The sequence below is a fragment of the Microbacterium sp. NPDC089695 genome (genome assembly GCF_044749085.1).
Lineage (GTDB): Bacteria > Actinomycetota > Actinomycetes > Actinomycetales > Microbacteriaceae > Microbacterium.
In genome coordinates this window covers 2125720-2148547 of record NZ_JBIVHG010000001.1, presented here as the reverse complement: position 1 = coordinate 2148547, position 22828 = coordinate 2125720, and the positions used below count along the sequence as shown (strand labels likewise).

16 protein-coding genes and 1 tRNA gene are annotated in these 22828 nt (G+C 71.2%); 5 read left to right on the top strand and 12 right to left on the bottom strand.

Annotated features, from left to right (window positions below; all coding sequences use genetic code 11):
* Nucleotides 1-90: 90 nt before the first annotated feature.
* Nucleotides 91-164 (top strand) — tRNA-Met (locus tag ACIPYT_RS10325).
* Between the two features lie 102 nt (nt 165-266).
* Here the strand turns inward: ACIPYT_RS10325 and ACIPYT_RS10320 are convergent.
* From ACIPYT_RS10320 to ACIPYT_RS10290, 7 genes are all read right to left on the bottom strand, one after another.
* Complete coding sequence (locus ACIPYT_RS10320; protein WP_401073329.1) at nt 267-1091, bottom strand: nitrilase-related carbon-nitrogen hydrolase; 825 nt, start codon at nt 1089-1091, stop codon at nt 267-269.
* A gap of 85 nt (nt 1092-1176) precedes the next feature.
* Nucleotides 1177-2400: a Dyp-type peroxidase gene (locus tag ACIPYT_RS10315; RefSeq protein WP_401073326.1), complete on the bottom strand. Its 1224-nt coding sequence runs from the start codon at nt 2398-2400 to the stop codon at nt 1177-1179.
* Entirely contained in the window at nt 2400-2954 is a 555-nt protein-coding gene (locus tag ACIPYT_RS10310) for a copper chaperone PCu(A)C (RefSeq protein WP_401073323.1), read from the bottom strand. Before ACIPYT_RS10310 ends, ACIPYT_RS10315 begins: the two co-directional genes overlap by 1 nt.
* 11 nt (nt 2955-2965) lie before the next feature.
* Entirely contained in the window at nt 2966-3490 is a 525-nt protein-coding gene (locus tag ACIPYT_RS10305; protein WP_401074805.1) for a copper resistance protein CopC, read from the bottom strand.
* A 210-nt stretch (nt 3491-3700) separates the two neighbouring features.
* On the bottom strand, nt 3701-4306 hold the full coding sequence (locus ACIPYT_RS10300; protein WP_401073321.1) for a hypothetical protein: 606 nt from the start codon (nt 4304-4306) through the stop codon (nt 3701-3703).
* 88 nt (nt 4307-4394) lie between these two features.
* Nucleotides 4395-7292, bottom strand: coding sequence for a UPF0182 family protein (locus ACIPYT_RS10295; RefSeq protein ID WP_401073318.1), 2898 nt, complete (start codon nt 7290-7292; stop codon nt 4395-4397).
* Nucleotides 7293-7358: 66 nt separating this feature from the next.
* Nucleotides 7359-8453: a PDZ domain-containing protein gene (locus ACIPYT_RS10290; RefSeq protein WP_401073316.1), complete on the bottom strand. Its 1095-nt coding sequence runs from the start codon at nt 8451-8453 to the stop codon at nt 7359-7361.
* A gap of 118 nt (nt 8454-8571) precedes the next feature.
* Here ACIPYT_RS10290 and ACIPYT_RS10285 point away from each other — a divergent pair, with 118 nt between their 5' ends.
* Nucleotides 8572-9972: a zinc-dependent metalloprotease gene (locus ACIPYT_RS10285; protein ID WP_401073313.1), complete on the top strand. Its 1401-nt coding sequence runs from the start codon at nt 8572-8574 to the stop codon at nt 9970-9972.
* A gap of 821 nt (nt 9973-10793) precedes the next feature.
* On the opposite strand, the gene ACIPYT_RS10280 is transcribed toward ACIPYT_RS10285, so the two are convergent.
* Together ACIPYT_RS10280 and nudC are read right to left on the bottom strand one after the other, a co-directional pair.
* Nucleotides 10794-12515, bottom strand: a complete 1722-nt coding sequence (locus ACIPYT_RS10280) for an ATP-dependent helicase (RefSeq protein WP_401073311.1) — start codon at nt 12513-12515, stop codon at nt 10794-10796.
* Nucleotides 12512-13408 carry an NAD(+) diphosphatase gene (gene nudC / locus ACIPYT_RS10275; RefSeq protein ID WP_401073308.1) on the bottom strand — a complete coding sequence of 299 codons (897 nt, stop codon included), beginning with the start codon at nt 13406-13408 and terminating at the stop codon, nt 12512-12514. Before nudC ends, ACIPYT_RS10280 begins: the two co-directional genes overlap by 4 nt.
* Nucleotides 13409-13471: 63 nt before the next feature.
* On the opposite strand from nudC, the gene ACIPYT_RS10270 reads away from it, so the two are divergent.
* Nucleotides 13472-14812, top strand: a complete 1341-nt coding sequence (locus ACIPYT_RS10270) for a hypothetical protein (protein WP_401073305.1) — start codon at nt 13472-13474, stop codon at nt 14810-14812.
* Here ACIPYT_RS10270 and ACIPYT_RS10265 read toward each other — a convergent pair.
* Both ACIPYT_RS10265 and ACIPYT_RS10260 read right to left on the bottom strand, forming a co-directional pair.
* Nucleotides 14758-18210 carry a UvrD-helicase domain-containing protein gene (locus tag ACIPYT_RS10265; protein WP_401073303.1) on the bottom strand — a complete coding sequence of 1151 codons (3453 nt, stop codon included), beginning with the start codon at nt 18208-18210 and terminating at the stop codon, nt 14758-14760. The genes ACIPYT_RS10270 and ACIPYT_RS10265 overlap by 55 nt on opposite strands.
* Nucleotides 18207-21431, bottom strand: coding sequence for a UvrD-helicase domain-containing protein (locus ACIPYT_RS10260; RefSeq protein ID WP_401073301.1), 3225 nt, complete (start codon nt 21429-21431; stop codon nt 18207-18209). Before ACIPYT_RS10260 ends, ACIPYT_RS10265 begins: the two co-directional genes overlap by 4 nt.
* A 158-nt stretch (nt 21432-21589) precedes the next feature.
* Between ACIPYT_RS10260 and ACIPYT_RS10255 the strand changes: the two genes are divergently transcribed.
* Nucleotides 21590-21814, top strand: a complete 225-nt coding sequence (locus ACIPYT_RS10255; protein WP_401073298.1) for a DUF3107 domain-containing protein — start codon at nt 21590-21592, stop codon at nt 21812-21814.
* 7 nt (nt 21815-21821) lie between these two features.
* A complete protein-coding gene (locus tag ACIPYT_RS10250; RefSeq protein WP_401073296.1) occupies nt 21822-22109 on the top strand; it encodes a hypothetical protein in 288 nt (95 codons plus the stop codon).
* 4 nt (nt 22110-22113) lie between these two features.
* On the opposite strand, the gene ACIPYT_RS10245 is transcribed toward ACIPYT_RS10250, so the two are convergent.
* Nucleotides 22114-22827: a ferritin-like fold-containing protein gene (locus tag ACIPYT_RS10245; protein WP_401073293.1), complete on the bottom strand. Its 714-nt coding sequence runs from the start codon at nt 22825-22827 to the stop codon at nt 22114-22116.
* Between the last annotated feature and the right edge of the window lies 1 nt (nt 22828).

Sequence of the window (22828 nt, the reverse complement as noted above, 5' to 3'; positions counted from 1 at the left end):
ACTCATCCTCCCCCACGACACGCCCAGGCGTCGCGTACCGCGGCCTCGATTCGCGCACCCCCGACAACCGTGATAAGTTATTCCTTGTGCCGCGGGGTGGAGCAGTTCGGTAGCTCGCCGGGCTCATAACCCGGAGGTCGCAGGTTCAAATCCTGTCCCCGCAACGAGAATGCGACACAAGAAAGGCCCCCGATCAGGAGAAATCCCGATCGGGGGCCTTTCGCTTCCCCGCCCGGAGCGCACGACGATCACGCCGATGGATGCGGTCAGGACGACTCGTGCGCGCGGTAGAGGTCGGGCCGCCGGTCGGCGAACAGGTCGTTGTGCGGGCCGACGACCTTATCGGACGTGATCGTCACGGAGGCCGCGGCGACGCCGTCGCGCTCCTCGGCCACGACCCACCCCGAACCGTCGATCACGGCCGTGCCACCCGTCCACGGAACCCCGCGCTCGGCCCCGCGTCGATCGGAGATCACGGTCGGCAGTCGCGAGGACCGTGCCGACGCCATCGCCTGGATCGTCTCGGGGGCGCGCTCGCCCTCCGGGCGCGGCACGAGCGGCCAGTTCACGGGGAGCGCGAGGATCTCCGCGCCGCCAAGGGCGAGAGCCCGCGGGATCTCCGGGAACTCGTTGTCGTAGCAGATGGCGACGCCCAGGCGTCCGATCGAGGTGTCGACCAGCATCCCGGCATCCGTCCCTGGCGTGAAGACGAGCTTCTCCTCCGCCCACAGGTGCGATTTGCGGTAGACCGCGAGGATGCCGGAGTGCGTGAGCACGGCCGCGGAGTTGTAGAGGTCGTCGCCGTCGAGCTCCGCGAATCCGACGACCGCGATCGTGTTCGCCCCCAGACGCGATCCGAGTGCGACGAGCCGAGGGTCGTCACGCGTGATCGCCAGCTCCTGCGCCTCCGCACGATCGGCGAACACGTATCCGCTCGTCGCCAGCTCGGGCAACACCACGAGCCGCGGGGTCTCATCGCCGAAACCGTCGAGGGCCGCGCCGAGGCGTCGGAGATTGCCGTCGAGGTCGCCGATCTCGATGACAGGGCTGACGGCGACCGCGTCGAGGGCACGGGAGACAGGAACGACCATGCAGCCACAGTAGGCCCGCCGGGGCATCGGCTCATCCCACAGAGCCTGTGGGTGCCATCGTGCGAGCCGATGGCACCCACCGCACTCACCCGAGCAGCGACTCTCCGATGAAGCCTCCCTCCCGGCATCCCGGCGGGATCGCGAACACCGCCGAGCCGATCGGCACCGTCCACTCGTTCAGGAGGTCGAGCTCATCGAGACGCTGCTGCATGGGCGTGAACTGCCGGTCGATGTCGGCCTGGAACGATACGAAGATCAGTCCCGACTCCGACACCCCGGCGCCTGTGGGACGCTCGTCGTAGTTGTACGCCCTCCGGAAGATGCGCTCGGTTCCGTCGCCGCGCGCCCTGCGGATGTGCGCGAACTGCGGGATCACCGGGAATCCGATCGCTGTCGTCGCCTCGAAGTCTGGCTCGTCGAACTCCTCGGCGCCGGTCAGCGGCGCGCCGTTCGCGAGCGTGCGCCCCACCGAGGCGTCGCGTCCGCTGCGGTCCAGGCGGTCCCACTTGTCGAGGTCCATGCGGATGCGCCGCACCACCATGCCCGTGCCACCGGCGAGCCAGCCGTCCTCCGCCCAGACGACACGCTCGAAGTCGGCGGTGCCGGGCTCGGGGTTCGTGGTCCCGTCGACCTGACCGAACAGGTTGCGCATGGTCGTCCCAGGACGCTCCGTGCCATAGGCGCGGCGGAAGCCCTGCTGCGTCCACCGCAGATCGGCGAAGCCCCTGGCATCCTTCAACAGCATGCGCGTCGCGTGCGCGACCGTGAGCGGGTCGTCGCCGGCGATCTGCAGCAGCAGGTCGCCGTCCGAGAACTCCGGGCGCAGTCGATCGACCCGGAACGCCGGAAGGGGCGCGAGCCACGTCGGCGTCGCTCCCCCGGCCCGCGCCACGAGTCCCGGCCCGAACCCGAAGGTCACGGTCAGGTGGGCCGGAGACTGAGCGAGCTCGGGCTCGGAGTCGGCGAGCGCCGCCCGCCCCTGAGTCAGCCGTGCCGCATCATCCGTGAGGATGCGCAGCAGCCGCACGAGCGCCTCCCGGTCGACGTCGGCGTGCAGGTCGAGCGCCGCGAACACGCCGTGCGCCTGGGCCGCCGTGTCGATGCCGGCCTGGTGCACTCCGTAGAAGGGCACCGTGCCCTCGCCGTTCATGGGCGGTGCGGCAGCGGGAGCGGGATCCGGTAGATCGAGCGCGAGGTCCGCACCGACCGCCGCGACGGCGCCGACGCCGGCGACAGCCCCTCCGAGGAGGAACTGCCGCCGGGTCGCGCCGACGCGACGGGTGCGTGCGCCCTCAGCGGGCGCGCCCATCAGTGATCCATGCCCTCGTGCTCGTCGCCCGACTCGTAGTTCTCGTTCGCACCCGAGTAGTCCTTCACCGGCGCGGTGAACTCGTACGTCGAGTCGTCGGAGAACGTGAGCGTGAACGTCGCCTCGTCGCCCGCGCGGAGCGGTGCTGCGAGATCCATGAGCATGATGTGGTTCGCGCCGGGCTCGAGCGCGAGCGTGCCGCCGGCGGGGATCACGAACCCGCCGTCGATCTCCCGCATGACCATCTCGCCGGACTCGTTCTCGACGGTCTCGTGGAGCTCGAGCATGCTCGAGGCCTCCGAGGTCACCGTCACGACCGTCACGTCGTCGTCGCCGTCGTTGGAGAGCACGCCGAAGGCCGCCGACATCCCGTCCTCTGCGGACTTGACCCACGCGTCGTCGATCGTGACGACGTCGCCCGCGACGACGGGTTCCGATTCGGCGGGCGCGTCCGCGGCGGCGCATCCCGTGAGCGCCAGGAGGGCGATCGAGACGACCCCGACGAGGCGGGTGACCGGTGCGATGCTGTTCGTGCGAATGGTGCTGGTGTTCATGATGATGCCTTTCAGAGATCATCGGCCGCGGCGCCGGATTCCGGCGAGGCGGCTGCCGTCCGAGGACGACGGAGGAATCGATACAGAATGAAGACGGCCGCGGCCAGTGCCGCACCGCCTCCAGCGACGAGCAGGGTGCGGACGACCCCGCCCGTCTCATCGGCGAGCTGATCCGGTGTCGCGGTCTCCGACGCGTCCCCGCTCTCCGCAGGTGCTGCTGCGGAGAGGACGAACGGCTCGGCATCCCCGATCGTGAAGGGGATCACGCCCGAGATCGGGTGTCCGTCCTCCGACACGACCTGCCAGCGCACCTGGTAGCCCGCGACGGGCATGTCGGGCTGCAGGGCCACCGTGACCGTGCTGCCGGCGACCGTGACGGGTCCATCGACCCAGTCGTCTCCGGACTCGTCGACCACGAGCACGACGGCGCCGGAGGCCGATTCGTCGAGCACCAGGAGTTCGCCCGAGAACGTCATCGAGACGCTCGTCGGGGCCGCCGCCAGTTGCTCGCCGTCGCCGGGGGTGCTGGCGACCAGCTGGTCGTGAGCGGACGCGGGGGGACGCGATCGCGAGCACGGCGACAGCCGCCACGATCACCCCCGCCGCAGTTCTGCGGAATGGGGACATGAAGAAGGACCTCTCGTCGGACGTCGACGCGCGACGTCGTGACTGCGTTCGGATGCCGGGCGCGAGCGCACACGGCGACACCGCCGTCGCGGCCTGTGGCGGCCGGAGGCGGGAGGGGATCAGATCGCAGGAGAGAGCGGCGGGGCGCGTCCGCGGAGCGTCGCGAGGAGCGCAGAGCCGGCGGACGGCACGAGGGCGCACACGGCCCGCGGCGCGCCGACGCGCGGAAGAGCGGGGCGCGTGAGCACGACGTCGACGCGACGACGGACCCAGCGCACCGCCTGCGCGGCGAGAGCGTACAGCGCGAGCGCGAGCCGTTCACCGCGGTGGAGCGCGGCGACCGTGACGAGTGCGGCGATGAGGTGACCGACCCACATACCGCCGTCGGCGACGACGGCGCCCGTCGCGCCCGCCACGGCGGGGAGCACGAGCGGGGCACCGTGCACGTGCGGCGCCGCGGCGCCGGACGGTGTGATCGTGCCCAGCACGAACAGCGTGTGGAACAGGAACTGACTGACACCGACCGACAGCGCGAGCCGGATCAGCGACAGGCGCCTGCCGGCGAGGAGCACGCAGGCCGCGAACGAGAGCATCCAGGGGACGAGGATGCCGAGGGCTCCCGGCATGGCACCGCCGCCGGACACGTGACCGGCCAGCGCGACGAAGATGGCGACCGAGGAAGCGACGAGGCCGCGGACGACGGCAGGCTTCCTGGTGGAGGTCACCCCTCCAGTCTGCCATGCGGGGCACGGCAGCGAAGACGACGACAGGGCGCCCCCGGAGGGACGCCCTGTCGTCATGGTGTCGGAGCGCTTACTCCCCCGAGCTCGCGCCCTCGAGTTCGAGGAGGATGTTCACGGCGTCGGTGAGGCGCTTGTCGGCCTCGGCGAAGGCCGTCAGGTCGCCGGACTTGAGCGCGGCGTCGCGGTCGAGCAGCGCCTGCTGCGCGTCTGCGAGGGCGTCGGCCTCGGCATCCGTCGGCGTCGTCGGCTCGGTGGGCACCTCACCCGTGTCCGGGTCGGGCGTCGGCTCGACCTGGTCGTCTCCGCCGGTCGCACCGGAGTCGCCGCCGAACAGCGTGTCGAGCGCCGCGGTCAGTGTGTCCTCGAACGCGACCTTGTCGCCGAAGGCCACCAGGACCTTCTGCAGACGAGGCAGCTTCGTTCCCTCGGACGACTGGACGTACACCGGCTGGACGTACAGCAGACCGCCGCCGACGGGGAGCGTCAGGAGGTTTCCGTACAGCACCTCCGACTCACCCTGTTGCAGCAGGTTGAGCTGTGGCACGACCGAGGTGTCCGAGTTGTACGTGTTCTGCACCTGGCCGGGACCGGGAACCGTGGTGTCGGTGTCGATCTCCAGCATCCGCAGTTGACCGTAGCCCTCGGCCTTGACGCCGGCCTCCGACCCGGCATCCGAGTCGACCGCGAGGTAGCCCATCAGCACGTCGCGGTTTCCGCCGCTGCCCGAGGCGCTCGGGATGAACGTCGAGAACATCGAGAAGCGCGGGGAGTCCTGACCTGGCATCTGCATGGTCAGGTAGTACGGCGGCTGCAGCACCGAGTCGCTGCGCGGGTCGTTCGGCGTCTGCCAACGGTTGTCCTGCTGCGCGAACGAGCCGGCCGTGTCGATGTGGTAGATGCCGAGCATCTCGCGCTGCACCTTGAACAGGTCGGTCGGGTACCGCACGTGGCTCATGAGATCGCCCGACATCTCGCTGACCGGCTTGAGGGTCGACGGGTAGATCTTCTGCCAGGTCTGCAGCACCGGGTCCTGGTCGTCCCAGGCGTACAGGGTGACCTTGCCGTCGTAGGCGTCGACGGTCGCCTTGACCGAGTTGCGGATGTAGTTGATCTCGTCGATCGCCAGCGTCGGCGACGGGACGTTGGAGTCCGCGATCGCGTCCGACAGGCTCACGCTCGTCGAGTACGGGTACGTCGAGCTCGTCGTGTATCCGTCGATGATCCAGACGATGCGGCCGTCGACCACGCTGGGGTACGGGTCGCTGTCGAGCTCGAGGTACGGGGCGACCTTCTGCACGCGCGTCTTGGGGTCGCGGTCGTACAGGATCTGCGAGTCCTCGTTCACGAGGTTCGAGAACAGGATCTGCTCCGACTGGAACTTCAGCGCGTACAGCAGCTTCGTGAACGTGCTGCCGATCGTCGGACCGCCGTCGCCGTCGAACGTCGTCTTGGTCTCGCTCGAGCCGTCCTTGCCGCGCGGGTAGTCGATCTCGACGGGATCCGCGCCCTCCGGCGCACCGACGATCGAGTACTCGGGCGAGTTCTCGCCGAAGTACACACGCGGCTCGAAGTTCTCCTGGTCGGTCAGGAAGCCGGCCGAGGGGATGCCCCGCTCGAGGAAGACGGGCTCGCCGTCGCTCGTGCGCTGGTTGCCGGCGGCGGCCACGAGGCCGTAGCCGTGCGTGTAGACCGCGGCGCGGTTGTTCCAGTTGGTGACGTCGACGCCGTTCATGTCGAGGTCGCGGACCGACACCACGGTGTCCTGCATCACGCCGTCGATCTCATAGCGGTCGACGTCCATGTTCTCCTGGAACTGGTAGTAGCCGCGGTACTGCTCGAGCTGACGGACGGTCGGGCTGATTACGGCCGGGTCGACGATGCGGATGGACGCCGTGGTCTCGGCGTCGGCACGGAGCTGACCGGCCTCGGCATCGGTCTCGGCCTCGAACGGCGTCGTCTCGAGATCGGCGACGCCGTACGCCTCCTTCGTGCCGTCGATGTTCTTCTGGTAGTACTCGGCCTGGTAGGCGTTCTGGTTCGGGCGCACCTGGAACGTCGTGACCGCCCACGGGTATCCGACGCCCACCACGAGCGAGGCGATGATGAGCAGCGCGGTGGCGGCGAGCGGGAAGCGCCAGCGGCCGATGACCGCCGTGACGAAGAAGAGGATCGCGACGAGGGCCGCGATGATCGCGAGGATCGCGAGACCGGGGATCGTGGCGTTCACACCCGTGTACGCCGGGCCGACGATGCGGTCATCGGGCGAGACGAGCGTCTTGTACCGGTCGAGCCACAGGCTCGCGGCCTGCACCAGCAGGTAGAGACCGGCGATCACCGCGAGCTGGATGCGCGCGGGCTTCGAGATTCGCAGCTCGCCCTGGCCGATGCGCACCGAGCCGTACAGGTACGACACGAGGGCCGTGACGATCAGCGTGAGCAGCAGGACCGCCGACACGAAGGCCAGGAGGATCGAGTAGAACGGCATCGCGAACAGGTAGAAGCCGGTGTCGAGGCCGAACTGCGGGTCGACCGTGTCGGTCGCGACGCCGTTGAACCACATCCAGACGGTCTTCCACTGGCTCGCGGCCGAGAAGCCCGCGAACAGGCCGAAGAAGATCGGCATGCCCCACATCGCGAGGCGTCGCAGCGGCTCGATGACCTCCTGGTAGCGGTCGAGCTGCGAGCTCAATCGCACGTAGACCGGGCGCAGGCGGTAGGCGAGCTGGATCGCGACGAAGAGCGGCACGGCCATGCCGAGGAACCCGATGACGAACATGACCGCGGTCGCGATCCACTGCGTCGTCAGCACGCGCGAGAAGCCGAGCTGGTCGAACCAGAGGAACTCCGTGAACAGTGAGGCGAAGACGAAGAACGCCGCGATCAATGCGGCGATGATCGCCAGCGAGATGCCGAAGATTCTTCGCGAGGTTCGAGGAGTGGCCGGGTTCGGTGCAGAAGTCGAGGTCACCCTTCCATCCTAGGCATGCCTTACTGTGCTGCGGCTGTCATCCCGGTCACGGCGAGGTCACGACGCTCACTTCGCGGCGGCGAGCTCGCACGTCGGCAGCGCCGAGACGTCACCGCCGTCGGCGATCACCTCGAGGGCGTCGAGGGACTCCTCGAGCGTCGCGGTGCTGATGACCGTCAGACCGTCGGGGACATGCCCGACCACCTCATCGCAGTTCGACTGCGGAGCGAGGAAGTAGGCGGCCCCCGCATCACGCGCGCCGTACAGCTTCTGACGGATGCCGCCGATCGGCCCCACGGTCCCCTCGGCGTCGATCGTGCCGGTGCCGGCCACGTTCTCGCCGCCGTTGAGCTCACCGGGGGTGAGCGTGTCGATGATGCCGAGCGCGAACATCATTCCGGCGCTCGGCCCGCCGACGTTGTCGAGCTGCAGGGTCACGTCGATCTCGAACTCGTAGTCGGTGCGCAGCGTGACGCCGATCAGCCAGGTGGTGACGCCGCCCTCGGTGCTCTCCTGGGGAGTCACGTCGACGGACGTCTCGGCGCCGGCGCGCAGCACCGACAGCGTGACCGCGGCTCCCCCGGCATCCTGGATCGCCTCGCGCAGCTGTGTGGCGGAGGTGACGGCGGTGCCGTCGACCGCGGTGATGACGTCCTCCGGCTCGAGCGCCCCCTCGGCCGGCGCGTCCTCGACGACGTCGACGACCGTGACCTGCGCGCCGGTGTCGTAGCCGAGCTCGTTCAGGGCCGCGGCGGTCGCCTCGTGCTGCGAGTCGACCATCAGCGTCGCGTTGCGCTCGTCGCGCTCCTCGGTCGTCTGCCCCTGCGGGAACACCGAGTCGATCGGCACGACGGCGCGCGAGGAGTCGGCCCACGCGAGAGCGAGCTCGAACCAGCTGGGCGTGCGCTCGCGGTTGCCCACCACCTGCACGGTGGTGAGGTCGAGCGCTCCCCCGGTCTCGTAGGTCTCCGCGCCCTCGACCTTGATCAGCGGCACCTGCTCGCCGTCGGCGCCCGCTGCGGTGCCGAGGGTGTCGTACACGGGACCCGGACGCTGGATCACGTACGGCGTGGGGAGGAAGGTGAGCACCACGAGCGCGATCAGCGCGACGACCAGCGCCCACACTCCCAGTCCGAGCTTCACAGACCGGGTTCGATCCACAGGGTTCCTCCGTCGTTCGCGGGCGGCGTACAGCGATCCGCCCTCGTTCGGGGACTCACGGCCGTTCCTGTGACTAGCGTAGATGCCACGGCTTCAGACGTGCTGAGAGGCGATCGCGATGGCAGACAACGACCCGACCCCCGAGGACTTCCAGGAGTTCCTCCGACGAATGATGGCCGGCCAGGGCGCCGGCGACATCGACCCGGAGGCCCTGCAGAACGCCTTCGCGGGCATGGACGGGCTGCAGCTCGACCCCGCCATGATGCAGACGATCATGGCGCAGCTGCAGGGCGCTTTCGGCGGCGCGGATCCGTGGGAGAACTCGCTGCGTCAGGCTCTGCACATCGCGAACCGCGACGGCCTCGGCATCTCCGACGGCTCGCGCACCTCTCTCGCCGACGCGTTCGCCCTCGCGAACCTCTGGCTCGGCGAGGCGACGACCATCTCGGAGCTGGCCGAGGCGCCCAGGGCCATGACTCGCGGCGAATGGGTCGAGGCGACGCTGCCCGTGTGGAAGGAGATCGCCGGTCCCGTGTCGACGAGCATCGCCGACGCACTCACGAGCGCACTCGACACGCAGGTGCCCGAGGAGATGCGCGGCATCGTGCAGGGGGCGGGCAAGCTCATGCGCGGCCTCGGCGGTTCGGTCTTCGCGGCCCAGTTCGGCCAGGTGCTGGGCAACCTCTCGCTCGAGGTGGTCTCGGGCGGAGACGTCGGCATCCCCGTGCTTCCGGCCGGCACCGCCGCCGTGATCCCGCAGAACCTCGCGGCGTTCGGCGAGGGGCTGGAGATCCCCGACGACCAGATCGCGCTGTACCTCGCGACGCGCGAGCTCGCCTACGCACGGCTGTATCGCCATGCGAAGTGGCTGCACCTGCACGTCATGGCGCAGATCACCGACTTCGCCCGGGGAGTGACCGTCGACGTCGACGCGCTCGAGGACGTCGCGAGTCGCCTCGACCCCTCGAACCCCGAGGAGCTGCGCGCGGCGATCGAGGGCGGGGCGCTTCTGCCCGCGCAGAGCGAGACCCAGCGCGAGGCGCTCGCCCGGCTCGAGAACCTCGTCGCGACGATCGACGGCTGGGTCGACGTCGTGACCGCGCAGGCCACGGCCCGTCTTCCCGACGGAGCGCGACTCGCCGAGGCCGCCCGACGCCGTCGCGCAGTGGGCGGGCCGGCGGAGGATGCGCTCGGTGCCCTGGTCGGACTCAAGCTGCGACCCCGGCGACTGCGAGAGGCTTCCGCGATGTGGCAGGCCGTGACGGACGCGGTGGGAGCATCCGACCGCGACGCGCTCTGGGACTACCCCGACCTCATGCCGACCGCCGAGGACATCGACGACCCGACCGCGCTGGTGGCGCGACTCCAGGCGACGGCGCGCGGCGAGCAGCCGGTGGCCGACGAGTTCGACGAGGCCCTGGCCCGCCTGCTCGACGGTGACGACTTCTCGGGCGCCGAGGAGGACACGACGGACGACCCCGACGCCGACGACGCGCCGGGCGGAGACAGGCCGGTCTGACCCCTCTCGCGGCGGACGGCTCGGCACCTCTCCTCCCCAGGGCGGCGACGGGGCCGAGTTGTCCACGGATCCGGCATCCGCCGCTCCGACGTGCGTCCTGCATCCGCACAATCGAGGGATGCCGCCGCTCACTCCCAAGGTCATCACCCGCCTCGATCCCGCCGTGCCGCTCCTGTGGCGCGACGGGGAGACGCTGCAGATCGGCATCGAGGGCACCCTGCGCATCGCCGCGACCGAGCCGTGGGTCGAACGGCTGCTCGTGCGCATGGCCACGGGATTCCGCCGCGCATCGTTCGACGTCATCGCGCACGCGGCCGGCGCACCCCGCAGCGATGCGCGGGCTCTGCTCGCGCGTCTCGAGCCGCTGCTGCTGGACGACCGTCCCACACCGCGTGCCGCCTGGGTCGAGAGCCTCGACGTACGAGACGGACGCTGCGCGTACCGCATGCGCGAGGCGCTGCTCGACGAGGACGTCGCGGCGGGCGTCCGCACGGACCCCGGCGACATCGGGGTCGTCCTCGTCGAAGGCGCCGCCGCCGCGATCGAGTTCGCCCGCTATCTTCGCGAGGACACCGCGCATCTGCCGGTCGCCTTCGAGCAGGGCCGTTCGACGATCGGACCGCTCGTGGTACCGGGCGAGTCCCCCTGTCTGACCTGCCGCGACGCACACGCCAGAGACCGCGACCCCGCCTGGCCCCGCATGCACGCCCAGCTCATCGGACGACCGGCCGGACCGATCAGCGCCGCGCGCATCGCCGAGGCGGCGACCGCCGTGGCGCTGCTGCTCGCCGAGGACAGCGCCGGCGGCGCGGCCGTCGAGATCAGCCGCGACGGGCGCCACGCGCGGCGCCCGGTCCCGTTTCACGCAGAATGCCGGTGCCGCGACCTGTCGTCCCGATCTCCGCGAGGAAGCGCGACGGAGCCCGTTCGCCTCGCCCGGCCGCCCGCGACCACGAGAGCGACAGCGTACGCGCGGCCCGCGTGACCCCGACGTACGCGAGACGCCGTTCCTCGTCGATCGCGTCGAAGCCGGTCGCGTAGGAGATCGGCAGCGCCCCTTCGGCCCATCCCGCGAGATGCACGTGCGGCCATTCGAGGCCCTTGGCCGCATGCAGGGTCGACAGGGTCACCGTGCGCATGGTCGGCTCGTGCTGGTCCTTGGCCCGTGCCATGAGCGCGTCGCTGAACGACCGCAGCCCCTCGCCCGGCGCCGCTTCCTCGGCGAGACGCAGGATCGCCCGTCGCGCCTCCCATCCGTCGCGCTGGGCTCCACCGGCGGCGGGAGGCTCCTCCGTGAGCCCGAGCTCTCGGAGCACCCGCTGCACCCCGGGCAGGAAGCCGTGCTCGGTGGGGGCGACCGCCGCCGCGCGCAGCGCGAGGATCGCCTGCCGCACCTCCGGCATCGCGAAGAACCGCGTGCCGCCGAGCACCGAGGTCGCGATGCCGCGGCCGGCGAGCGCCTGCTGCAGCACCGCGGACTGGGCGTGGGCCCGATACAGCACGGCGATGTCGGCGGGCGAGGCGCCTGCGTCGATCTGCGCGGCGACGGCGGCTGCTATCCCCTCCGCCTCCTCGCGCTCGCTGTCGTACGCCGTGACGGTGGGGGCGTCCGCCGAGAACGTCTCGCGGGCGGGGACGAGTTCGAGCGCGCCCGGTCTGCCGTGCATGAGCGCATTCGCCGCCGCGAGGATCGGCGCCTGCGAACGGTAGTTCGTCTCGAGGCGCACCACCGTGGCATCGGGATGCCGTCGCTCGAACTCGAGCAGAAACCGCTGCTCCGCACCCGCGAAGGAGTATATCGTCTGGCTCGCGTCGCCCACGACGCAGATGTCGCGTCGGTCGCCCAGCCACAGCTCGAGAAGGCGGTTCTGCAACGGTGAGACGTCTTGGAACTCGTCGACCGTGAAGTGCCGATACTGCTCGTGCACGGACGCCGCGACACGAGGCTCGGCCTCCAGCATCCCGGCGCACGCGAGAAGCACGTCCTCGAAGTCGAGCTGGTGCCGCTCGTCTTTGAGCGCCTCGTAGCGCTGCTGGAGCTCGGCGAGCTGCGTGGCGTCGACCCCGCTCACCGCCCGCCCCAGCGCCGCGTGCTGATCGACCGACAGCATCGAGACCTTGCGCCACTCGATCTCGGAGGCGATGTCGCGCAGCGTCGCCGTGCTGGGGCGCAGCCGCATGGCGTCGGCGGCCTGCCCGAGCATCCGCACCTTGTTGTCGATGATCGACGGCGCCGGCGCCCCGGCGAGCGTGGGCCAGAAGAAGTTCAGTTGCGCGAGCGCCGCCGCGTGGAACGTCCGGGCGGCCACGCCCTCGACGCCGAGCGCGCGCAGCCGACCGCGCAGCTCGCCTGCGGCCTTCGCGGTGAACGTCACCGCCATGACCCGCGAGGGACTGTAGGCCCCCGTGTCGACGCCGTGCGCGATGCGGTGCGTGATGACGCGGGTCTTGCCGGTGCCGGCCCCCGCGAGCACTGCGACGGGGCCACGCAACACGGATGCCGCCTCCCGCTGCCGATCGTCGAGCGCGTCGAGCGCGCTCACGCGCCCTCCTCGTACCAGGATGTGATCAGCGACCGGGCGATGGATGCCGGCCCCGGCAGTCCGACAGGCCCGTCGCCCGCGAGCGCCGTGCCGATCTCCGCCCGGGTGAACCAGCGGACGTCGATGATCTCCTCGCCGTCGGGACGCACCTCGTGCTCGTCCTCCGCGACGGCCCGGAACCCCAGCATCAGCGACCGCGGGAACGGCCACGGCTGCGACGAGACGTAGCGCAGAGAGGCGAGGCGCACGCCGGCCTCCTCCGCGAGTTCACGGTGGACGGTCGTCTCGAGCGACTCCCCCGCCTCGGTGAAGCCGGCGAAGCACGAGTACATGCGTCCGCCCCAGTTCGCGTTGGCCCCGAGCAGCAACCGCTCGCCGTCGGCGCTCTCGATCGCCACGATGACCGCGGGATCGGTGCGCGGGAAGTGCTCGCGTCCGCAGACGAGGCACCGCCGCGACCACCCGGCCTGCAGCAGCTCGGTGCCGCCGCCGCACGTGGGGCAGAACCGCGCATCGTTCAGCCACCCGCCCAGTGCGAGAGCCTCGACGAGGATCTCGGAGTCCTCCGTGCCCAGACGAGCACCGATGTCGCGGAGTCCGAGCCAGGTCTCGTCGGGAGCCGTGTCGACGGTGTCGCTCTCGGCGTCGAGCGCGGCGAGCAGCACGGCGTCGCCTCGCGCGTCACGCCCGAGCAGGGCCCACGTCGCCTCTCCGATCGCGCCGGCGGCGACGCGCAGGAGCGTCGCGTGACCGAGGTCGTCGCCGTCGATGCGCACGCGTCCGTCGCGGACCGCGATCACCGTCGTCGTGGGTTCGGCCCGCAGACGGTCGATCACCCCGGTCTCGGCCCGCAGGTCGGCCGCACGATCGAAGGACGCGCGCATCGTGGTCATCGACTCCTCTCTCACGGGCGTGGCGGAGGCGGGACGGCCCCCGCGCCCACCTACCCTGGGGGTATGGGACGCTCTCCTTTCACTCTAGCCGCGGCGGTGACGGCCGCACTGCCCGGAGCGGAGGTGACGGGGGCCCGCCCGCTGAACGCCGACGGCGACGGCCGGTTCGACTCCGCGGTCGCATCGCTCGCCGACGGCAGGGAGCTCGCGATCCGCGTCGCCGACGACGATGAGACCGCGCGCGAGCTCGCCGCCGAGGCTCTCGCCCTGCGCGCGCTGACCGCCGGTGCGCGCGCCATGCTGCCGTTCTCGGCCCCCGAGTACATCGGCGAGACACGTCTCGGCGAGGCCCGAGCCCTCGTGACCGGCCTCCTCCCCGGCTTCCAGATCGAGGCGGCTCACGTGCCCGCCGGGCGCGGCGCGGCGGAGTCGATGGGCGCGGCGATCGCGGCAGTGCACGCGCTGCCCACCTCGGTCGTGCGCGGCGCCGGACTGCTCACCCGCTCGGCGCAGGAGAGTCGCGACGAGCTCGCCCGCCTCGTCGACACCGCTGCAGCGACCGGCCGGGTGCCCGCGAGGCTCACCGTCCGCTGGCGCGAGGCCGTCGCGGACGACGATCTCTGGCGCTTCGAGTCGACGGTCGTGCTCGGCGGCGTGCAGTCGACGTCGTTCCTGTTCCGCGACGACGACGAGCGCGGCCCCGAGGTGACCGGACTCCTCGGCTGGCACGCCCTGTCGGTCGGCGACCCGGCCCTGGACCTGTCGTGGCTGTCCGCCGCGCCCGACGCGGCCGACGATGTGCACGCGTCGTACGCGCGAACCGCCGACCGCGTGCCCGATCCCGCACTCGAGGTGCGCGCCCGTCTGCTCGCCGAGCTCGAGTTCGCACGCTGGCTCGTGCACGGCGACTCGCTGCGCCGCAGCGACATCGTCGACGACGCGGCGGCTCTGCTCGAGGCGCTGGCCGAGGGGCTGCACGCCGACGATCTCACCGTGATCGCCGCACGCGGCGACGCCGTCGACTCCGCCATGGATGCGCTCGACCGCGTTCCCGAATCCGCGTCATCCGGTGCCGACACGTCGATGCAGACCGACGCCTACAACCCGAACGAACTGTGGCACGACGACGATGCCGACACCGCCGCCGCATCGCCCGACGACGAGGGCACGCACGACCTGACCGACGCCGCGAACGAGGCCGCTCGCCGACTCGAGGTCGGCGGTCTGGAGACGGAAGATCTGTCGAGCGTGCGAGGCGGTCGCGCAGACGCCACACCCGCGAGCGACGACCGGCAGGACGCGAACCGCGACGACACCGACGACGACGAGCACTCTCCCGAGGAGGAGGCTCAGCGGGCTGCGCGCGCCGCACTCCAGCGCTGGAGGAGCTCGGACTCCGAGTAGACGCGGTCGCCGCGGATCACGAGGTCGTCGGCCACGTAGTACAGGGCCACGTCGATCTCGTCGAGCGGGACGCCGAAACGGCGGTGATACGCGAGGCGGTACAGCGCGAGCTGCAGCATCCGCTCCTCCCGCTCCTTCGGCGAACGCGGTGCCGCGCCGGTCTTCCAGTCCACGATCTCGATGCGTCCCTCGCGATCGTCGCGACGGTAGACGGCATCGAGCTTGCAGATCACGATGTGCCGTTCCTCGGCGCTCACGGCATCGAGGCCGCCCCCGAGCACGAAGTCGATCTCGATCTCCACGGCGATCGGACGCCGGGCGCCCCACTCGCTCCGCTCGAAGGTGTCTTGCAGCGTCGCGAGATCGGCGGCATCCGTCGGCGAGACCTCCGCCGTCTCCCCGCCGGACGATGAGTCGCTGTCATCGTCGAGCTCCCACAGCGCCTCGTCGACGCGCTGTCCGACGCCGACCAACTCGCTGCGCCGCTCCACCCAGGCATGGAAGAGCGTTCCGAGTCTGGTCTGTCGATAGGGACGCTCCGGCATGGGACGCACGATCGACGACAGCGTGTCGCCGAAGTCGGTGACGTAGTCCTTGAACCTGGATGCGGGAACGCGGGTGGGCGGCGCGGCATCGGTACCGCGCACGCGCGCCGCCCGCTCCGCCAACAGGCGCTCGAGTTCGGGGGTGGGCACCGCGTCGGCGACGACGACGTCGTGCACGGCGCGCGCGGCATCCTCGACCACCCCTCGTCGGGCGCCCAGCGGATCGATCGGCCAGGTGAGGGTCTGACCGGGACCCTCGTACGGGTTGTCATCGGGATCGACCTCGCCGATCGTCCGTGCACCGCTCACCTCGATCGCCTCCAGAAGGTAAGGGCTGGGCGACTTCGGCTGCTTCTGCCCTGCCCAGTGCGCACCGGTGAGAAGCAGGTCCGTACGAGCGCGGGTCACGGCGACGTAGGCGAGGCGGCGCTCCTCTTCCTGTTGATATGCGCGGTAGGCGTCTTTGAACACGGTCAGCGCGCCGGGTGCGGTCTTGCTGCGACCGGTGAGCGAGGCGATCCCGGCCTTGAGCCGCTTCGCCGGATCGGGCTCCTCGTCCGTCGGCGGGATCCACGTGAACGTCGGCAGCGCGGCGCTGTCGCCACGCAGCGCGAACGGCAGCACGCCGAAGCCGAACCATCCCGCGGTGTCGGTGGGACGCGACGGCAGCTCGCCCTCGACCATCCTCACGACGGCGACGGCATCCCACTCGAGACCCTTGGAACCGTGGATCGTGAGCAGCTGCACCACCCCGGGCTCGGGCGACTCGGGGCGGGGCATCAGCTCGTCGGTGCTCTCGGCCTTGTCGAGCCAGGCCAGGAGGCTCGAGACGGTGCCCCGTTCATCGGCCGCGAGGAACGCGCGCACCTCGTCGGTGAAGGCCCGCAGCTGCGTCGCCGCGATCCGCGCCGGGCCCCGCGTCTCGTTCGCGGCGAGCTCGATGTCGAGGCGCAGCTCGAGCTCGATCAGGCGCAGCAGGTCGGGCAGCGGGACCGACGACGAGCGACGGAGCCGCTCGAGCATCTCCCCCGCCGATCTGATGCGCGCGCGCCCCTCCGGCGTGATGCCCGCGAGAAGGCGGTAGTCGTCGCTGAGTCCGCGGAGCACGTCGACCGCGTCGATGATCGACAGCGCCTCGTCCGCGCCGCGTGAGGCCCGGATGCGTCGGCGGAGCTCGTCGTCGAGCGGGAGCAGCCCGGTGTCACGGCGCGAAAGCTCGGCGGCGAGATCCTGCAGCGCGGCCATGTCGGCGACGCCGATCGCGAACCGCGGCCCCACGAGGAGGCGGATCAGCGCGGAGCCTGCGGTCGGATCGTGCAGCACGCGGAGCGTGGACACGACATCGACCACCTCGGGCGTCGAGAGGAGTCCGCCGAGACCGAGGATGCGGTGCGGGATCCCCTGCGCGGCCAGCGCCGCCGCGAAGGTCTGCATATGGCGCTTCGACCGGAACAGCACCGCCCCCGTGTGCGGCGACGCGGTCGCAGGGTGCGCCGCGCGACGGTCGGCGAACCAGGTCGCGACCTCGTGCGCCTCCTCGTCGACCGTGAGCGGGAAGCGCACGTCGACCGCTCCGGGCCCGGCCCCCGGCCGCGCCTCGAGCGGGGGCACGTCGAGCTCGACGCGGCGCAGCGGCCCGAGGACCTCGTTCGCGATGTCGAGCACCTGACGGTCGTTGCGCCAGCTGGTCATCAGGCTGTAGTTCTCGACGGGTGCGCTCGCGGCGAAGGTGCGACCGAACGCGTGCAGGTTGTCGGCACTGGCGCCGCGCCATCCGTAGATCGACTGATGCGGATCGCCCACCGCCATCACCGCCGAGTCGCGGAACAGCTCCGCGAGGAAGCGGGTCTGGATCACGGAGGTGTCCTGGTACTCGTCGAGCAGGACGACGCGATGCTGTTGACGCAGCTCCTCGCGCACATCGGGAGAGGACTCCACGATGTCGTACGCGCCGCTGACCTGATCGGCGAAATCGAGCACGCCTCGGCGCTCCTTCTCGGCGATGTACTCGCGCACCAGGGTCGTCAGCGCCGGCAGTGCCCGGAGGTTGGCCGAATGTCTTCCGATCTCGTCGTGGCCGGCATAGGGCGCGAAGGCCTCGGCCTGCCGCAGCGCGATCCGGTCGGCGCGCTCGAGGTCGACGCGATGATCCAGGGCGTCCCCCGCGAGTCGCTGCACCGCATCGACGACGCCGTTGAGGGATCGGTCGATCTCCTCGAGCTCGGGCAGATCGGCGCGCAGCACGATGTCGCGGGCGAGCATCCAGGATGCAGCCTGGCTGAGCATCGCGACGTCGGAGTCCCGTCCGATCCGCGCCGCATGCTCGCGGACGATGCCGTCGGCGAACGCGTTGTACGTCGAGACCTTCGGCCGGATCAGGAGGTCTTCGACAGCCGGCGCCGCTGCCTCGCCCGCGGTGCCGAAGCGCTCGGCGAGCTCGTCGAGCACATGGGTGCGGACCACCTCGCGCTGACGTCCGCCTGCGGCGGCGGCGACGCGTTCGAGGGCGCCCGACGCGACGATCTCTGGCAGGTGCGGGAGCAGACCGCGACGACCGTACTCGTCGATGAGCGCGAGTCGTGCGCCGATCCGCTCAGCCAGCTCTCCCGCGGCCTTGCGGGTGAACGTGAGTCCGAGGATCTCGTCGCGACGCACGTGCCCGTTCGCGACCAGCCACACGACGCGGCCTGACATCGTCTCGGTCTTGCCGCTGCCCGCCCCCGCGACGACGAGCGCGGGCGTCGGCGGCGCCTCGATCACGCGCTGCTGCGCCGCGGTGGGCGGCGGGAGCCCGAGCGCGGCGGCGACGTCGAGGGCGGAGATCGCCGGCCCTCCCTCGTCCCAGGCGCTCACGCGCTCACCGCCGCGACCGTGTGGATGCGGCACGGCTGCACCCGCCACTGCGTGTCCGCGCAGTGGGCGTCGACGTGGGCGGTGAAGCTCGACGCGGACATGCCGCGCGCGGCATCCGCGATGCGGCGGAGGAACTGCACCCGTTCCTCGCCCGCGAGCGTGTGCTGATGCGCGACGCGGAAGTCGCTGCCGGCGAGGGTCTTCGCGACGAGCACGAGCCGTGCCCCGGCCAGTGCCGCAGGGTCGGCCCCCTCGATCAGGCCCTGTTGGACCGCCACCTGGTATGCGGCGAGCTGAGCGTGATCGGCGACTTTCTGCTCGCTCTCGGGCTCGTACTTCCCGGTCTTCAGGTCGACGACCACCACGCGCTCGGCATCGGGAGCGGCCATCCGCGTCCATTTCTGACCTCGGGCCTTGGCGTGCTCGCCCGCGCCCGGCGGGTATGCCTCGACGCGGTCGATGAAGCCGTGCACGATCGCCCGGTGCGGGTGTGCATCGCCGTCACCGACCACGCCGTGCACGTCGGAGGCCGCCGCTGCGTCGTCGGGCACGTCGACCGCGAATCGGAACTCGACCTCGCCCGCCAGCACACGCCCGCCCTCGGCGGACACCGAGGCGAGGTAGCTGTGCAGCCGGTCGATGTAGATGTCGGCTCGGCGGCGCTCCTTGCGCCCGATCCACGCCGTCTCGAAGTCGAGTTCGGGCCAGTGCTCGGCCAGCACGGCGCGCAGTCGATCGAGGTCTCCGTCGGGCACCTTCTCCATCGCCTCGTGCACGATCGTGCCGATGCCGGCGGACGGCGGCATGACCGTGTCGCCGCCGAGAGCCGACACCGCCCAGTTGAGCTCGCACTCCTCGAACGACTCCATGCGCGACGGCGACACCCGCGCGGATTCTGCCCCGAGATCGTGCAGCGGCGCGGCGGTCGTGGCCTGTGCGACGCCGTACCAGTCGCGGGTGTCGGCACCCGGGACGCCCTCGCGGGCGAGGACCGCGAGCTGCTCGGCGGCGTGCGCGCGCGCCGGAGCCGACGAGGTCGTGAGAGTGCGTCGATGACGGGCGACGAGGCCGCGCAGGGTGAGCGGATGTTCCGCCGACGCGTGCAGTTCGGGCGGCTCGGGAGTCGGCAGGAAGGCGAAGAAGGGACTCGGCGTCATGTCGTCGTCGTCGACGGCCGTGATCAGCAGGCGCGCCCTTGGCCGGGACACCGCGCGCACGAACAGCCGCAACTCGTCGTGCAGCGCCGCGCGGCGGCGGTCGAGCGCGCCGGGCGGCTCCTCGACGACGCCGGTGCGCAGGGCTCGCAGGGCGTCGGCGAGACGCCAGGTCTGCAGCAGCCCTCCGCGCAGACGCACGTTGGGCCAGATGCCGTCCTGCACCCCCGCGACCACCACGGCGTCGAACTCGGTGGCGAGGGCCGTGGCCGGTGTGAGAAGCGTGACGCGACCGGGCCGCTCGGGGCTCGAGAGGGAATCCTCCGGCACCTCGCTGTCGAGCACGTCGCGCACGAACGTCTCCGGCTTCTCGTTCGGCGTGCGCTCGACGAAGCGCTTCGCGGCGCCGAACAGCGACACGAGAGCGTCCAGGGCGCGAGCCGTCTCGGCGCCGCTCGCCTGCAGGGAGGCCTCCCGCCATGCGACGTGCAGGCGTCTGCCGTCGACCGCACGCGCCTGGTCCCAGACGCGCCAGAGGAGGTCATGGATCGTCTCCCCCTCCGCCGCAGCGGCCGACACCTCGGCGATCGCGGTCGCGAAGCGCGCGGCCGTGCGGGACTCGTGCGCATCGATCAGAGTGAAGTGGTCGGGTGCGGTGAGCGCCTGTCGCAGCAGCTCGCGAGCGGGAGTGGACCCGCCCAGATCGAGCTCGACGTGTCGCAGCCGGGCACGCAGCCTGCGCAGCCCGATCGCGTCCATGCCGCCGAAGGGGGTGCGCAGGGCGTCCTCCCACTCCTGCGCGGTGCGCTCTTCGGGTGGCGTGAGCGCGAGGCGCACGACACCGACGATGTCGCGCACGACCGACTCGCTGCCGAGCGGACGCTGGATGCCGGCCGCTCTGGTCGGGATCTCCCGCGCCGCGAGCTCGGATTCGAGCTGGGCGACCTGCCGCGTGTCGTGTGCGATCACCGCCATCGCGTCCCACGGCACCCCGTCGGAGAGATGCCATTCGCGCATGACGCCGGCGATGCGGTCGAGCTCCTCATGCGGCGAGGGGGCGAGGAACGTCCGCACGGCGGAGATGCGCTCTCCGTCGGGCGCCACCGGCGCGGGAGCCCGCCGGTGGTCGACCCGCCCCGCGGCGCCGATCGCCTGCGTGATCGTGCGGGTCAGCGTCGTGAGCCGCGCCGACTGGCGGTGAGGCTCGTCGAGCACGTGCACCTCACCGAGCGCGGTCGCGAGCTGGGCGAAGAGCTCGGGTGTCGCGCCGCGGAAGGCTCCCGACGAGATGTCGGGGTCGCCGAACGCGATGACCGCCGTCCCTCGGGCACGCAATGCCTCGACCACCGCGACGCCGCCGCGCGTGAGCTCCTGCGCGTCGTCGATGAGCACGACGCCGAGAGCGGAGAGCGGCCCGAGAGTGGTCGCATCGGCCGTGCGCAGGATCTCCGCGGCCTCGGCGAGCAGATCGGCCGCGTCACGGTGGGACGCACGAGCGCGGTCGAGCACCTCGCGGTACTCGACGAGGAAGTCGGCGGATGCCGTCCACGCGGGGTCTCCGGCGGCGCGCAGCTCCGCCGGGTGCGCGCCCAGTTCGACGCACTCGGCGAGGAACGCGCGCAGCTCCGAGCGGAAGCCCGTCGAGGCCCGCACCGAGGGGCTCAGCGCCGCCGGCCAGTCGATCCGTTCATCTTCCGTGTCACCCGCGAGCAGTTCGGCGATCAGTCGATCCTGGTCGGCTCCCGTGAGCAGGGCCGGCGGCTCCGCGCCCGCCCGCACCATCGCACCGCGCACGACCTGGAAGGCGAAGGAGCCGAGCGATCGCGCGAGCGGCCCCGGTGTCGCCTGGCCGATGCGCACCCCGATCCGGTCGCGCAGCGCCGTGGCCGCCTGACGACTCGATGTGAGCACGAGCACCTGCTCGGGCCGCAGCCGTTCGACCTCGAGCAGGTGCACGACGCGGTCGATGAGTGCTCGGGTCTTGCCCGTTCCCGGCGCGCCGATCACGATGCCGGATGCCGTCGCCGCAGCCCCGATCACGGCGGTCTGCGCGGCATCCTGAGTCATGTGCTCCACGCTACTCGCGTGCGCCGACATCGTCGCCGACGTGCCCGCGCGCCCGCCTGTGCGCTCACGGCGAAACCGCCCCCGGAGGCCGAACCCGCCCCATCGGCCCGGGGTAGAGTTGGGCGCACAGCATGGTCGACTCGACAACGGGAGTACGCGTGGAAATCCGCATCGGCATCATCAACACCGGCCGCGAGCTCAGCTTCGAGACCGCGGCGAGCGCGGACGAGGTCCGCACCCAGGTCTCGTCGGCCCTGGAGCAGAGCACGCCGCACCTGAGCTTCGCCGATGTGAAGGGCAACTCGTACCTCGTCCCGACCGCTCAGCTCGCCTACATCGAGCTCGGCACCGAGGAATCCCGCCGCGTCGGCTTCGTGGCCTGACGCCGCGATGTACATCCTTCTCGCGCTGATCGGCGCCTGCGCTCTCGGCATCGCCGCGCACTTCGCGGTTCCCGGCCGTGAGCTCCGCGGCGTGGCGCTCACCCCGGCGATCGCGACGGCCGTCTCGGCGATCGCCTACACAGGGCTGCAGTGGCTCGGACTCGCCGAGGACAACATCCTGCTCTGGCTCGCGAGTGTGCTCGGAGCGGTCGTCGTGGCGGCGATCGCGACGGCACTGATCGTCGCGATCCGTCGGCGGACGGATGCCGAGGCCAAGGCCGCTCTCGGCATCTGAACGGCTAGGACGCGAGGCCCATCGCGTCCATGCGGCGGGCGTGCGCGCCCATCAGTTCCGTGTACACGGGCTCGACGCGCTCCTCGGTCATGGCGGCGAGCTCCGGCTGACGCAGCGCCGACCGGCACACGAGGATCGTGTCGCCCACGAGGCGTCGCGCCCACATCGACAGCAGTGAGCGCCACTCGCCGTCGCCGTCGATCGTCTCCTGGATGATCGCGACGATCTCGTGACGCGCGTCGTCCTCGCTGAGGATCGCGACCACGCGCTCCCCCACCTCGCCGTAGCTCGAGGCCAGAGCGAGATAGAAGTCGTCGAGCATCCCGGCCGTGATGTACACCGACAGCAGGGTCTCGCGCGGACGCGCGCCGATCGTCTTGCGGCGGAACGCGTCGAGGTTCTCCCGGAACGGGAGCATGAGCTGGGTGGGATCGTCGCCGCGCTCAGCGATAAGGTCGACGATGCCCTTGTGCTTGGTGAGGGCGGCGCCGGCCGCGCGCGACAGCGCCTCCTTCTCGGAGAGCTCGGGCGTCGCACGGATGAGGCGGGTGAGGGTCTCGAAGTAGCCGAGCTGCAGATACGCGGCCTGTCCGAGGAACCGATCGAGCTCGGGCGCGACCTCGGCGAAGTCGACCTTCGTCGCTGTCCCCTGATCGCCACGACTGCGCAGAGTCATCGTCCGCCGGGGCGTTCTCCGCTTCCAGAACCAGTTCACCACG